Below are 12282 nucleotides of genomic sequence, written 5' to 3' on the forward strand. Positions count from 1 at the left end.
TTGGGGATCGTGCCGGGTCCGGGCGGGCGGGGGTCAGGGCTTGTCGTCGCCGACGATCCACATCGCGAAGAACTGGGCGCCGCCGCCGTAGGCCTGGCCGAGGGCCCGGCGCGCGCCGTCCACCTGGTGCTCGCCCGCGAGGCCGCGCACCTGGAGGGCCGCCTCGGCGAACCGGATCATCCCCGAGGCGCCGATCGGGTTGGACGACAGCACGCCGCCGGAGGGGTTCCAGGGGATGTCGCCGTCCAGCGCGGTCGCGCCCTCCTCGGTGAGCTTCCAGCCCTCGCCCTCGCCGCAGAACCCGAGGTTCTCCAGCCACATCGGCTCGTACCAGGAGAACGGGACGTACACCTCGGCGCAGTCCAGCTCGGTGCGCGGGTCGGTGATGCCGGCCTGCCGGTACACGTCGGCCGCCGCGTCCTTGCCGCCCTGCGGGTTCACCGTGTCGCGCCCGGCGAAGAAGATCGGCTCGGACCGCATCGAGGTGCCGTGCACCCACGCGGGCTTGTTCGGCGTGCTCTTGGCGGCGTCCTCCGAGGCCAGCACCATCGCGCACGCGCCGTCCGAGGACGGGCAGGTCTCCAGGTACCGGATCGGCTCCCACAGCATCGGCGTCGCCTCGACCATCTCGCGCGAGATCCCGGGGATCCGCAGGTGCGCGTACGGGTTCTTCAGCGCGTTCTGCCGGTCCTTGACCGCGACGAGCTGCCCGATGTGGTCGGGCGCCCCGGACCGCCGCATGTACGCGCGGATGTGCGGGGCGAAGTAGCCGCCCGCCCCCACCACCAGGGACGTGGTGAACGGGCCGCTGACGGTCAGGCCCCAGGTCGCGTTGGACTCCGACTGCTTCTCCCACGCGATGGTGAGCACCCGGTCGTGCACGCCGCTCTGCACCAGCCCGGCCGCCACGATCGCGGTGGACCCGCCGACCGACCCGGCGGTGTGCACCCGCATGATCGGCTTGCCGGCGGCGCCGAGCGCGTCGGCCAGGTACGCCTCGGGCATCATCACGCCCTCGAACAGGTCGGGCGCCTTCCCGATCACGACGGCGTCGATGTCCTTCCAGGCCAGCCCGGCGTCGTCCAGCGCCCGCCGGGCCGCCTCGCGGAGCAGGCCCGCCATCGAGACGTCCAGCCGCTTGGTCTTGTAGGCCGTCTGACCCACGCCGATGATCGCGCAGGGATTACCCATCACTTCTCTCCCGACAGGACGCAGACGAGGTTCTGCTGGAGGCAGGGGCCGGACGAGGCGTGGCCGAGCGCCCGGACGGCCGTGCCGCCCTGCACCCGGGCCGCGGCCTCGCCGATCCGGATCAGGCCCGCGGCCATCAGCGGGTTCCCCGACAGGGGGCCGCCGGACGGGTTGACCCTCACCGCGTCGCCGAGCCCGAGCGCCTCCCGCAGGATGAGCTCCTCGTGGCTGAACTGGACGTGCAGCTCGGCGACCTCGACGCCCGCCGCCCCGGCCTTCTCGGCGGCGAGCCGGGTGGACTCCGACCTGGTCAGGTCGCGGACGCCCGGCGAGTGCGGCTCGGCCCGGTGGTCGATCCCGCTGATCCACGCGGGCCGCTCGCACAGCTCGCGCGCCTTGTCGCCCGCCGCCAGCACGATCGCGGCGGCGCCGTCGGCGCCCGGCGCGACGTCGTGCGGACGCAGCGGCGCCACGTCGTACCCGTCGCCCGCCGCCGGATCGGGCAGGTGCAGGGCGAACGGGTTGTCGCGGCCGGCGCGGCGCGAGCGGTCCGCCACCGCGCGCAGGTCGTCCTCCTTGGCGCCCGACCGCTCCAGGTAGGCGCGGGCCTGCAACGCCGCCAGCGACACCTGGTCGACGCCGAGCGGCGCCAGGTAGTACGGGTCGAGCTGCTGGGTCGCGATCTCGCGCGGCACGCCCTGGGACGCCTTGCCGAACCCGTACACCAGCGCCGTGTCGATCTCGCCGTGCCGGAGCTTGACCCACGCCTCGTACAGCGCCCAGGCCGCGTCCATCTCGACGTGGCTCTCGGAGATCGGCGGCCAGGCGCCGACCGCGTCCAGCGCCGAGACGAACGAGAACGGCGCGCCGGCCAGGTAGTCGTTGGACCCCGAGCAGGTGAAGCCGAACCTGGTCAGCCCGGTCCGCGCCTTGATCTCGGTGATCACCGGGGCGAGCAGCTCGGTCTCCGAGAGCCCGGTGTCCTCGGCGGTGTGCTCGCTCTGCACGAAGGCGACCACGGCGATGTCGGTGTTGGGCGCGCTGCGCATCAGAGGTAGTCCTTGATCGCGTCGAACGGGACGTCGGGCTCGTCGAGGGGCTCGAACCACTTGATGTTGGCCATCGTCCGGCCCCACTCCTCGCGGGGACGCCACGCGGCGCGCACCCGCATGCCCATCCGGACCTGGTCCGCCGGGAGGCCCGCGACCAGCGCGAGCATGGTCAGCCCGGCGCCGTCCAGCAGGATGTAGGCCGACACGAACGGCACCTCGGGGGCGCGCGGATCGGGCAGGTTGTTGACCGCGTAGGTGGTCACGGTGCCGGTGTCCGGCAGCTCGACCTCCTCGGTCGTCGGCACCCCGTCGCGCGGGCACAGCCCCTTCATCGGCACGATGACCTGGCCGCACACGTCGCAGCGGTGCCCGATGAGGCGGCCCTCGGACACGCCCTCCAGGAACCGGTCCATGGCCCGCCCGCCCTTGAGGCGGTACTCCAGCCGGGACGGCGCCCCGATCATGGTCACCTCGGGCCGGAAGCACTCGATGTCGCCGATCGCCCCGGTGCGCTCGGCCCGCCACTTGGGCCGCACCCGCATCCCGGTCTTGAGGAACCGCGGCGCCTCGGCGCCCACCTCGAAGACGCCGAGGTCGAGCGCGTGCAGCAGCGCGGTGTCGGCGCCGTCCGGCCGGATCAGCGCCCACGCGAACGGGCGGTCCAGCGGGTGGGTCCGGCCCGGCCGCGCCACCCACGACCAGGTCGTGACCGTCCCCGCCGGGCCGACCTCGACGAACTCCGCGGTGACGTCCTCGCCGGTGTCGGGGTCGTACTCGGTGGGCGGGACGAGCACCCGCCCCTCGCGGGTCCGCACGCCGACCAGCCGCCCGTCGCGCAGCTCGCTCAGGAACCGCCCGATGACCGGCCCGACCGACCGGGTGTACCCGCCGGGGAACTCCAGGACGTGGTTGGGCGCGGCGGGCTCCGCTGCTTCCGTCGCCTCAGATGGCACTCTCGCGGTCCTTCCAGTAAGGGTCGCGGAGCTTGCGCTTGAGGAGCTTGCCGTTGGGCTCGCGCGGCATCGTCTCGATGAAGTCGATGGTCTTGGGCCACTTCATCCGGCCCAGCCGGCCCTCCAGCGCCGCGAGGATCTCGGCGGCCAGCTCGGGGCCGGGCGCGCTGCCCTCGGCGGGCTCCACGACCGCCTTGATCTGCTCGCCCCACTCCTCGTCGGGGATGCCGAAAACCGCCACGTCGGCGACCTTGGGGTGCAGGGTGATCTCGTTCTCGATCTCGGCCGGGTAGATGTTCGCGCCGCCCGAGATGATCAGATCCGACTTGCGGTCGGACAGGAACAGGAAGCCGTCCTCGGTCAGGTGGCCGATGTCGCCGACGGTGAAGAACTCCTTGAGCCGGTTCTCCTCCGTCTTCTCCCGGTCGCCCTTGTACTCGAACTCGGTGCCGGCCATCTTCATGTAGATGGTGCCGTGCGTCCCGGCCGGGACCGGCTCGCCGGCGTCGTCGACGATCAGCAGCTCGCTGATCGGCCACGCGTTGCCGACCGTCCCGGGGTGCGCCCGCCAGTCCTGCGGGCTGGCGATCGTCCCGCCGCCCTCGGTGGCCGCGTAGTACTCCCAGATGCAGTCGCCCCACCAGTCGAGCATCCGCTGCTTGATCGGCACCGGGCACGGGGCCGCCGCGTGGATCGCCCACTGCATCGACGACACGTCGTAGCGCGCCTTGACCTCGTCCGGCAGATTGAGCAGCCGCTTGAAGTGCGTCGGCACCATGTGCGTGTTGGTGATCCTGTGGTCCTGGATCAGCCGCAGCGTGTCCTGCGCGTCCCAGCGGTCCACGTAGACGAGCGTGTGGCCCATCTGGAGGGCGCTGCCGCCGAACTGGGTGACGGCGGTGTGGTAGTTCGGCGAGGTGATCAGGTGCGCCTGCGGCTCGCGCCCGGCGGGCCGTCCCGGCTGCATCCCGAACATCGACAGCAGGAAGGTCATCAGCTCGGCGGCGTCGTCGGGGTCGATGCCCGCGAGCCGCCGCCTGACGCCCTTCGGCCGCCCGGTCGTCCCAGAGGTGTAGTGCATGGTGGCGCCGGCGCTGCGGTCGTCCGGCAGCGTGTCCGGCTGCGCGCCGACCAGCTCGGCGAAGGGGCGAAAGCCCTCGACGTCGCCGAACGCGAAGCGGCGGCGCGGGTCGAGCCCGGCCTCCTCGGCCGCGCGCACGCCCTCGGTCCCGTACCGCTCGTGGACGAAGAGCGCCTTGGCCTCGCTGTCGGCCACGATGTAGCCGAGCTCCGGTCCGGTCAGGTGCCAGTTCAGGGGCGTGTAGTACCAGCCGGCCTGGAGCGCGGCCAGGTACAGGACCAGGCCCTCGACCCCGTTCGGGACGAGCCCGCAGATCCCGTCGCCCTTCTCGAGTCCCAGCTCGCGCAGCCCGTGGACGAGCCGGTTGGCGCGGCCCAGCAGGTCACCCGCCGCGTACTCGGTCCCGTCCGGGTCGACGGCGGCGATCCAGTCCGGATCGGCCTGCGCCAGCCGCCAAAAACCCAACGACCCCATCGGATCTCCCTTGGTGATCACGGTGAGCACCGTCACACGGCGGCGCCCGGCGACCAAAGTAGATCACGTTCTCGTTTTAGAGGGCAAGACCTGTTGGAGGCGCAGCCGCTTCACTAGAATCTGTTCTTGTTTTGCATCGACCGACTGAGCTGGAGGAACCGTGCCGGAACGCCTGCCGATCAGCACCGAGCACTGCACCGTCGAGCGGGACGGGCACGTCGTCACCGTCACGATGAACCGCCCGGAAGCGCGCAACGCGCTCAGCTCGGCCATGCTCGTCGGCCTCGCGAGCGCCTGGGCCTACATGTCGGAGACCCCCGAGGTGCGGGTCGGGATCCTGACCGGCGCGGACGGCCAGTTCTGCGCGGGCGCCGACCTGAAGGCGATGGGCACGCCCCCGTCCGACCCCGCCGTCCAGGAGCGGATGGCGCAGATCCCCGACTTCCACTGGAAGGGCCTGCTCCGCGAGGGGCAGCCCACCAAGCCGCTCATCTGCGCCATCGAGGGCTACGCCGTCGCCGGCGGCACCGAGCTGCTGGCCGGCACCGACCTGCGGGTGGTCGCCGAGGACGCCACCCTCGGGCTCTACGAGGCCAAGCGCGGCCTGTTCCCGATGGGCGGCTGCGCGATCCGGCTGCCCCGCCAGATCGGCTACGCCGCCGCGATGGACATCCTGCTCACCGCCCGCTCGATCTCGCCCGAGGAGGCCCTGGCGATGGGCCTGATCAACAAGATCGTCCCGTCCGGACAGGCCCTCGCCGCGGCCCGCGAGCTGGCCGACCAGATCGCCGCCTGCGGCCCGCTCGCCGTCCAGGGCATCCTGCGCACCTACCGCGAGACCCAGCACCTGCCCGAGGCGGAGGCCCTCAAGATCTCCGACGAGATCGGCTGGCCGATCATCGGCTCCGAGGACGCCAAGGAGGGCTCCCGGGCATTCAAGGAGAAGCGCCCCGCCGTCTTCAAGGGCGCCTAGGGATTTATTGCCGGACCGGCAACAACGTTTGTCATCGGGCCGGGTATGAGCCGACCATATCCAGGAGAGGGAGCGCCGTCGACACGAGGAGGACCCGATGACCGAGAGCAATGCGTCCGGCCAGGAGTACTGGGACGGCCGCTACAGCGAGAGCCACCATCTGTGGAGCGGGAAGCCCAACGCCGCCCTCATCCGCGAGGTCTCCGACCTGAAGCCCGGCACCGCCCTGGACCTCGGGTGCGGTGAGGGGGCCGACGCGATCTGGCTGGCCCGGCGGGGATGGCGCGTCACCGCGACCGACATCTCCGGCGTCGCCCTCGAACGCGCCGCCGGGCACGCGGCCTCGGCGGGCGTCGCCGTCGACTGGCGGCGGCACGACCTCGGCGCGTCCTTCCCCGGCGGGACGTTCGACCTCGTCTCCGCCCACTTCCTGCACTCGCCCGGGGGGCTGATGCCGCGGGAGGCGATCCTGCGGTCCGCCGCGGCGGCCGTCGCCCCGGGCGGCGTGCTCCTGATCGTCGGGCACGCCGGATGGCCCGCGTGGGACCACGACCACGACCACGACATTCACTTCCCCACCCCCGACGAGGTCTTCGCATCGCTGGACCTCCCGGCCGGGGCGTGGGAGGTGCTCGTCCGCGATGAGCACGAGCGGATCCAGAACGACCCCGACGGCAACCCGACCACCCGCACCGACAACACCCTCAAGATCCGCCGCCTGGACTGACCCGGCCGCCGCCGCTCCACCGATGAGTTCCGGCCCGGCCCGCCGTCTCATCAGGAGACGATCTCCCAGGAAGGCGGAACCATGGCCACGATGCTCTACTCGGCCACCATGTCGCTGGACGGCTTCATCGCGGGCCCGGACGGCGACATGTCCTGGCTCACCGAACACCTCGGCCCGAACCCGGAGGCGGAGGGCCTCGTCGACCGGATCGGCGCGCTCCTGGTCGGCAACCGCACCTTCCGCGGCGACGACCCGAACAAGGGCGACCCCGAACGGGAGGGGGCGTTCGGCGGCCGATGGACCGGACCGCAGATCGTCCTCACCCACCACATCCCGGACACGGCCGTCCCGGACGTCACCTTCGTCGGCGACCTCGGCGGCGCCGTCGCCGCCGCCAAGGCCGCGGCCGGCGACAAGTACGTCAACGTCCTCGGCGCCGACGTCGCCCGGCAGTGCCTGGAGGCGGGCGAACTCGACGAGATCCTCGTGCTGATCGCCCCGGTCATGCTCGGCGACGGCGTCCGGCTGTTCGACCACCCGGGCGGCACCCACGTCAGGCTCGAACGCCTCAGCCTGACCGAGGCCCCGACCGCGACCAACCTCTGGCTGCGCGTCCGCCGGTGAAACGCCGGAACGCCCGGCCGGGACGACCCGGCCGGGCGTTCAGGGTGCCGCGGACTCAGCTGTTGCTGCGCCAGATCGCCGTGGCGGCCATCCTCTTCGCGTCGATGGTGTTGCCCGCGACCCAGATAGTCTTGGTGCCCGCCTGACGGGCCATCCCGTACACCAGGGCGGTCCGGCCCGCCGGAGCGGCGAGGGTCTCGGCGGTCCAGGCGCCGGCCGCGGTGCGGTGCCTCAGGGTCTTGGTGTCGTCCAGGATCCAGATACCACCGGCGCCGTCCGACTCGACCTGGGCGAAGCCCGTGCCCGGCGCGCCGAGGGTGTGCGACCACGCGGCACCGTTCCAGTGCGCGAACAGCGAACGCATCGCGGTCTTGCCCGCGGCGTCCTTCACCGGGACCGCGCCGACCGCCCAGACGTCGTTCGCGGCGACGACCTCGACGTCGTTGAAGGCCGGCGACCGCTGGGACTGGTCGATGCCGCCGATCTTCGGGAATGGCACCCGCGACCACGCCGTCCCGTTCCAGCGCGCCACCGCCGGCTGGGCCTCCTCGCGGACGAAGCCCGCCGCCCACGCGTTCGACGCCGACAGGGCGTCGATCTTCACCGGGTTGATCCCGATGGTGCTGTCACTCCACGCGGTGCCGTTCCACCGCTTGCCGACCGGGCCGTAGCCGGTCATCCAGGCGTTCTTGGCGTTCACCACCGCGAACTGGTCCGGGGTGAACGACGCCGGGAGCGCGGACTTCGCCCACTTCGTGCCGTTCCAGTGCAGCAGCGCGGGCGCGCCCGAGACCGTCGGACGCCCCAGAGCCCACACGTCGCTCGCCGACGAGGCGCCGAGCGTGCCCATGTCGTAGGCGCCCAGGCTCGCCGGCAGCGCGACGTCGCTCCACTTGCCGCCGCTCAGCTTCTTGAGCAGCGACTTGCGCTGGGTGACCAGGCTGCCGCCCGCCCACACGCTGCCGTCCGGCGCGGCGACGATCCCGTTGAGCTGGCTGGTGCCGCTGTAGGCGCCGCTCTGGACGAGCGGCCACACGGTCGCCGCCGACGCCCCGACCGAGGCCGCGGTCTTACTCTCACCCGGATCGGTGACCACCAGTGCGCCGGTCACCGCGAGGCCGCCGGCCAGCACCGCCGAACCCGCCACGGCCAGCTTCTTGCTCGTCTTCACTCGCTGCCTCATCCACTCGTAAAAGATCTTGATGGGGAGGGCGCCGGCACCCGGAACGCCCGGCCGGGCGGACCCGGCCGGGCGCTTCGCGGTGCCATCGGCTCAGCTGTTGCTGCGCCAGATCGCCATGTCGAAGGTCCGGTCCGCGTTCTCGGTCGTCCCGGCGACCCAGATGGTCTTGGTCCCCGGCTGGAGGACCATCTCGGTCGCGCGAGCGCTCTTCCCCGCCGGAGCGGCCAGGGTCTCGGTCGACCACACGCCGGCCGCGGTGCGGTGCTTCATGGTCGCGGAGTCCGACTGGACCCAGATGCCGCCCGCCCCATCCGACTCGACCTGCATCAGGTACGTGCCGTCCGCGCCGACGGTGTGGGTCCACTTGGTGCCGTTCCAGTGCGCGAACAGCGACCGGCTGACCTGCTTGCCGGCGGTGTTCTTCACCCGGACCGAGCCGACGGCCCACACGTCGTTCGCGGAGATGACCTTCAGGTCGCTGAAGGCGGGCGCGATCTCACCCCGGACGATGCCGTCGATCTTGGGGAACGGCACCCGGGTCCACGCCTTCCCGTTCCAGCGCGCCACCGCGGGCTGGGCCTCGTCCGCGGAGAAGCCCGCCGCCCACACGTTGGTCGCCGACGACGCGTCGAACACCCTGGTGTTGATCCCGATGTTGGTGTCGGACCAGGAGGTCCCGTTCCAGCGCTTGCCCACCGGGCTGAAGCCCGCGGTGAACGCCGTCTTCGCGTCCGCCGCCACCATGCTGTCGGGGAAGAAGCTCAGCGGGACCGTGTACTTCCCCCACTTCGAGCCGTTCCAGTGCCCCAGCGGCTGCCTGTCCCCGGACACGTTCAGCTGGCCGGCCCACCACAGGTTGTTCGCCGCCGGGGCGGAGAGCGAGTTCACGTTGGCGTAGCCCAGGCTCGCCGGCAGCGCCACGTCGCTCCACTTGCCGCCACTCAGCTTCTTGAGCAGCGTCTTGTGCGAGGTGGTCTGGCTGCCGCCCGCCCACACGGTGCCGTCCGGCGCCGCGGCGATCGAGCTGAGGGAGCTGAGCCCCTGGTAGGTGCTGCCCTGGACGAGCGGCCACGCGGTGGCCGCCGCCGACCCGACCGTTCCCGCCGACTTCTTCTCACCGGGGTCGGTGGCCATCACCACGACCGTGGCAGCGAGAGCGCCTACCAGCACCGTGGATCCCGCGACCGTCGTCAGCTTCTTGCTCATCTTCAATCGCTAGCCCTATCCCGCTCGCAATGATCTTGATCGGAAGCCGGACAGTACCAGCACCCACCACCACCCCTCCGATCTTTTCGGGATGTTAGGACCTGTGACTCAATCCGCCGCCCCGGCGACTCAACCGGCGAGGAACGGGCCGTCCGCCCGACGGCGCGCACACCCCGTGAACGCCGACGTCCCCGGCCGGCACCAGCCGACCGGGGACGTCACCACGCACTATCCGGAGTGCTTCAGCAGCTCGCGAGCGGAGTCCACCGTCACCGCCATCCGGATCCAGGCACCGAGACGATCCACGTCGTCACAGCCGACGATCTCCTTCCGAACATCGTCGGGCACCTCCAGCCCGCGCGCCGACAGAACACTCAGGAGCGCATCGACCTGCCCCTTGACCTCGCCCTGGGCCACGTTGGCGCGGGCCCAGTCGCTGAAATACTCGCGCTTCTCCGTCTGCATGAGGGTCTCCAGGTGGTTCCAGGTGTCTGCGGGCAGCACGGCCCTGACCAGGTCAGCGTATCTTCCGCCGGTGGCGGGATCGAGGTCGTGGACGGCGGTGAGCAGGGCCTCCAGAATCTGCGCCACCTCCGGGGCATCGGCATGGGTGATGACGGACAGGATCGCGAGTTCGAGGTCCTCGGCGGCCTCGGCGGGGTCGACGATCACCGGTACCTCGGTGGGGCCGACGACGATCGGGGTGAGCGTCAGCCCGGGGTGGCCGAGCTCGATGGGGCGCGCGCACCAGCGCGCGACCTTCGGGTCGGGGGCGACCACGAGCAGGACGGCCGGGCAGCGCATCCGGGTGCGCAGGCTGACCAGGTACATCGGCCAGCTCCACCGCTTCTCGCCGTCCTGGCCGCGCTGCGCCTCCAGCACGACGCTGAGGACGGGGACCGGGTCGCCGTCCGGGCGGGCGCGGTTGAAGACGAGCACCGCATCGGCGCGCAGTTCGTCGGGGATGAGCTGGGTGAAGTCCGCCGCCTCCGGGCAGGCGAAGTCGTAGTCGGGGATGGGTAGGTCGAAGGCCCTGGTGAGCAGCTCTTCCGCGAGCGCGGGGCGATCGCAGAAGAGCTGGACCAGGGCTTGGTGTTGGGCACTGATCATGTGATCACGTTATGGAGTCCTTCGAACACGCAGTGTCCTTTTGCGTCGAACGATCCTTGAACGACCCGTTGGGGTCAGGCAGTGATGGCTACCGCCATTTCTTGGCAGCACGGTGGCGCTAACGGTGGCGCTAAGGGACAGGTTGTACTGGCGAAACGAAGTTGTGTCGGGCGGGAGGTACTAGTCATCCGGGGCTAGTGCAGACGGTCAGGAACATTTGGAGGGACGGCATAGATGCGCCGCGTTCGGGTGTCTATGGGGATGACATCCAGGAGGAGGCTCCGTGAACCGAGATTCCCGCGAGAGCTTCACGAGGTTCGTCGCGGCGCGGTCGCGCGGGCTCATGCGGACGGCGTACGTCCTCACGGGCGACCAACACTCCGCCGAGGACCTGTTGCAGACGGCGCTGACGAAGACCGCCGCGCGGTGGCGGCACATCGACGGGAACCCCGAGGCCTACGTGCGCCGGGCCATGTACAACGAGCAGGTCAACCGGTGGCGGCGGCGGAGGCGGGAGGCGTCGATGGCCGTCCTGCCCGAGCGGGCGGGGGACGATCCGGCGGACGCGGTGGATCTGCGGCTGGCGCTGGAGCAGGCGCTGCTGGCGCTGCCGCCGCGCAAGCGGGCCGTACTGGTGCTGCGGTACTTCGAGGACCTGCCCGAGGCGGAGGTCGCGGCGATCATGGGCTGCTCGGTGGGGACGGTCCGCAGCCAGACGCACCGGGCGATCGCGCGCCTGAGGGAGCTGGTGCCCGACCTGGCCCTTCGACTTGAGAGCGCGGAGATCTGAGATGACCGACGAGACATTGAGGGACGCCCTCGAACGGATCGCGGATCGCGCCCAGCCCACGGACGACCTGGCCGAACGGGTGCTGCGGCGGGTGGCGCGGCGGCGCCGGGCGCAGATGGCGGCCGGGGCGGCGGGAGTGGTGGCGGCGATCGCGGTGCCGACGGTGGCGGTCCAGACGCGTCCGGCGGAGGCACCGCCGGCGGCCACCCGCGTGCAGCAGGGTTCGGCCGAGGAACGGGAGGTCGCGGCGGCCTGCCTGCGCGAGGAAACGCCCGAGGACCGGACGGAAGGGGCCCGGTCCGGCCTCGGGGAGCCGGACGACGTCCGGCTGCTCGCCCGGGTGCGACTCAAGCGCGGGTACGTCGCCGCGGTGGGGAGCGAGCGCGGGTTCGTGCTGTGCTCCGCCGTCGCCGGGGGCCAGAACGTGGAGGAGCCGAACGTCCACCAGTGGCCGTCCACGACCGGGAAGGGCGGCCTGTGGTCGTTCAACACGGCGCTGCGGGTCGACGCGATCGTCCACCTCGCCGAGGCGGCCGATGCGGCCACCACCAGCCCGTTCGGGATGCACTTCGTCACCATGGGACGGGTGAAGCCCCAGGTCAAGCGGGTCAAGGTGACCTGGAACAAGCGCCGGAGCGCCGACGCGGCGGTGCAGCGGGGGTTCTTCCTCGCCCAGTACGCCTCGGGTTCGGACCCCGTGGACGGGCCGGGGCCGCTGTCCGAGGACGCGTCGTCGACCGACGACGACGCGGTGGTCGCGGTGACCGGCTACGACGACGACGGCCGCGTCCAGCAGACCTGGCGTCCCAGCGGGGACGAGGGCGGCCGGTTCACGCCCGACGACTGCGCCGACGGCCCGGGACCGCGCCATCCGGCACTGTGTGAGGGGTGACGTGCGAGGGCCCCGGCCGAGGGGAT

The 12282-nt window shown here is 71.7% G+C and carries 12 protein-coding genes; 5 read left to right on the forward strand and 7 right to left on the reverse strand.

Features of this window, described 5'->3' with window-relative positions; all coding sequences use genetic code 11:
* Positions 1 to 33: 33 nt before the first annotated feature.
* The 4 genes from OHA34_RS17995 to OHA34_RS18010 are packed head-to-tail and all read right to left on the reverse strand — an operon-like array spanning position 34 to position 4751.
* Entirely contained in the window at positions 34 to 1191 is a 1158-nt protein-coding gene (locus tag OHA34_RS17995; protein WP_285942341.1) for a thiolase domain-containing protein, read from the reverse strand.
* A complete protein-coding gene (locus tag OHA34_RS18000) occupies positions 1191 to 2240 on the reverse strand; it encodes a thiolase domain-containing protein (protein ID WP_329522276.1) in 1050 nt (349 codons plus the stop codon). The genes OHA34_RS17995 and OHA34_RS18000 overlap by 1 nt, the downstream gene beginning before the upstream one ends.
* Positions 2240 to 3196 carry a Zn-ribbon domain-containing OB-fold protein gene (locus OHA34_RS18005; RefSeq protein WP_329522277.1) on the reverse strand — a complete coding sequence of 319 codons (957 nt, stop codon included), beginning with the start codon at positions 3194 to 3196 and terminating at the stop codon, positions 2240 to 2242. Before OHA34_RS18005 ends, OHA34_RS18000 begins: the two co-directional genes overlap by 1 nt.
* Positions 3186 to 4751, reverse strand: coding sequence for an acyl-CoA synthetase (locus OHA34_RS18010; RefSeq protein WP_329522416.1), 1566 nt, complete (start codon positions 4749 to 4751; stop codon positions 3186 to 3188). The genes OHA34_RS18005 and OHA34_RS18010 overlap by 11 nt, the downstream gene beginning before the upstream one ends.
* Positions 4752 to 4911: 160 nt before the next feature.
* Between OHA34_RS18010 and OHA34_RS18015 the strand changes: the two genes are divergently transcribed.
* The 3 genes from OHA34_RS18015 to OHA34_RS18025 all read left to right on the forward strand — a co-directional run bounded on the left by OHA34_RS18015 (position 4912) and on the right by OHA34_RS18025 (position 7075).
* The gene (locus OHA34_RS18015) at positions 4912 to 5724 is read left to right on the forward strand and encodes a crotonase/enoyl-CoA hydratase family protein (RefSeq protein ID WP_329522278.1); all 813 of its coding nucleotides are present in this window, start codon (positions 4912 to 4914) and stop codon (positions 5722 to 5724) included.
* Between the two features lie 97 nt (positions 5725 to 5821).
* Entirely contained in the window at positions 5822 to 6451 is a 630-nt protein-coding gene (locus tag OHA34_RS18020) for a class I SAM-dependent methyltransferase (protein WP_285942344.1), read from the forward strand.
* Between the two features lie 81 nt (positions 6452 to 6532).
* On the forward strand, positions 6533 to 7075 hold the full coding sequence (locus OHA34_RS18025) for a dihydrofolate reductase family protein (protein ID WP_329522279.1): 543 nt from the start codon (positions 6533 to 6535) through the stop codon (positions 7073 to 7075).
* 55 nt (positions 7076 to 7130) lie between these two features.
* On the opposite strand, the gene OHA34_RS18030 is transcribed toward OHA34_RS18025, so the two are convergent.
* From OHA34_RS18030 to OHA34_RS18040, 3 genes are all read right to left on the reverse strand, one after another.
* Complete coding sequence (locus OHA34_RS18030) at positions 7131 to 8246, reverse strand: hypothetical protein (protein ID WP_329522280.1); 1116 nt, start codon at positions 8244 to 8246, stop codon at positions 7131 to 7133.
* 102 nt (positions 8247 to 8348) lie between these two features.
* Positions 8349 to 9464 carry a hypothetical protein gene (locus tag OHA34_RS18035; RefSeq protein WP_329522281.1) on the reverse strand — a complete coding sequence of 372 codons (1116 nt, stop codon included), beginning with the start codon at positions 9462 to 9464 and terminating at the stop codon, positions 8349 to 8351.
* A 228-nt stretch (positions 9465 to 9692) separates the two neighbouring features.
* On the reverse strand, positions 9693 to 10574 hold the full coding sequence (locus OHA34_RS18040) for a hypothetical protein (RefSeq protein ID WP_329522282.1): 882 nt from the start codon (positions 10572 to 10574) through the stop codon (positions 9693 to 9695).
* A gap of 283 nt (positions 10575 to 10857) precedes the next feature.
* On the opposite strand from OHA34_RS18040, the gene OHA34_RS18045 reads away from it, so the two are divergent.
* Both OHA34_RS18045 and OHA34_RS18050 read left to right on the forward strand, forming a co-directional pair.
* Positions 10858 to 11364 (forward strand): SigE family RNA polymerase sigma factor, encoded by a 507-nt coding sequence (locus tag OHA34_RS18045; RefSeq protein ID WP_285942349.1) that lies wholly within the window; start codon positions 10858 to 10860, stop codon positions 11362 to 11364.
* 1 nt (position 11365) lies between these two features.
* Complete coding sequence (locus OHA34_RS18050; RefSeq protein WP_329522283.1) at positions 11366 to 12256, forward strand: hypothetical protein; 891 nt, start codon at positions 11366 to 11368, stop codon at positions 12254 to 12256.
* The last annotated feature ends 26 nt before the right edge of the window (positions 12257 to 12282 follow it).

Source organism: Spirillospora sp. NBC_01491 (genome assembly GCF_036227065.1).
Classification (GTDB): domain Bacteria; phylum Actinomycetota; class Actinomycetes; order Streptosporangiales; family Streptosporangiaceae; genus Spirillospora; species Spirillospora xylanilytica.

Bases quoted from the DNA above. Each gene is read 5' to 3' on its own strand.
- OHA34_RS17995 (WP_285942341.1), bottom strand. From the start codon at position 1,191: ATGGGTAATCCCTGCGCGATCATCGGCGTGGGTCAGACGGCCTACAAG.
- OHA34_RS18000 (WP_329522276.1), bottom strand. From the start codon at position 2,240: ATGCGCAGCGCGCCCAACACCGACATCGCCGTGGTCGCCTTCGTGCAG.
- OHA34_RS18010 (WP_329522416.1), bottom strand. From the start codon at position 4,751: ATGGGGTCGTTGGGTTTTTGGCGGCTGGCGCAGGCCGATCCGGACTGG.
- OHA34_RS18020 (WP_285942344.1), top strand. From the start codon at position 5,822: ATGACCGAGAGCAATGCGTCCGGCCAGGAGTACTGGGACGGCCGCTAC.
- OHA34_RS18025 (WP_329522279.1), top strand. From the start codon at position 6,533: ATGGCCACGATGCTCTACTCGGCCACCATGTCGCTGGACGGCTTCATC.
- OHA34_RS18035 (WP_329522281.1), bottom strand. From the start codon at position 9,464: ATGAGCAAGAAGCTGACGACGGTCGCGGGATCCACGGTGCTGGTAGGC.
- OHA34_RS18040 (WP_329522282.1), bottom strand. From the start codon at position 10,574: ATGATCAGTGCCCAACACCAAGCCCTGGTCCAGCTCTTCTGCGATCGC.
- OHA34_RS18050 (WP_329522283.1), top strand. From the start codon at position 11,366: ATGACCGACGAGACATTGAGGGACGCCCTCGAACGGATCGCGGATCGC.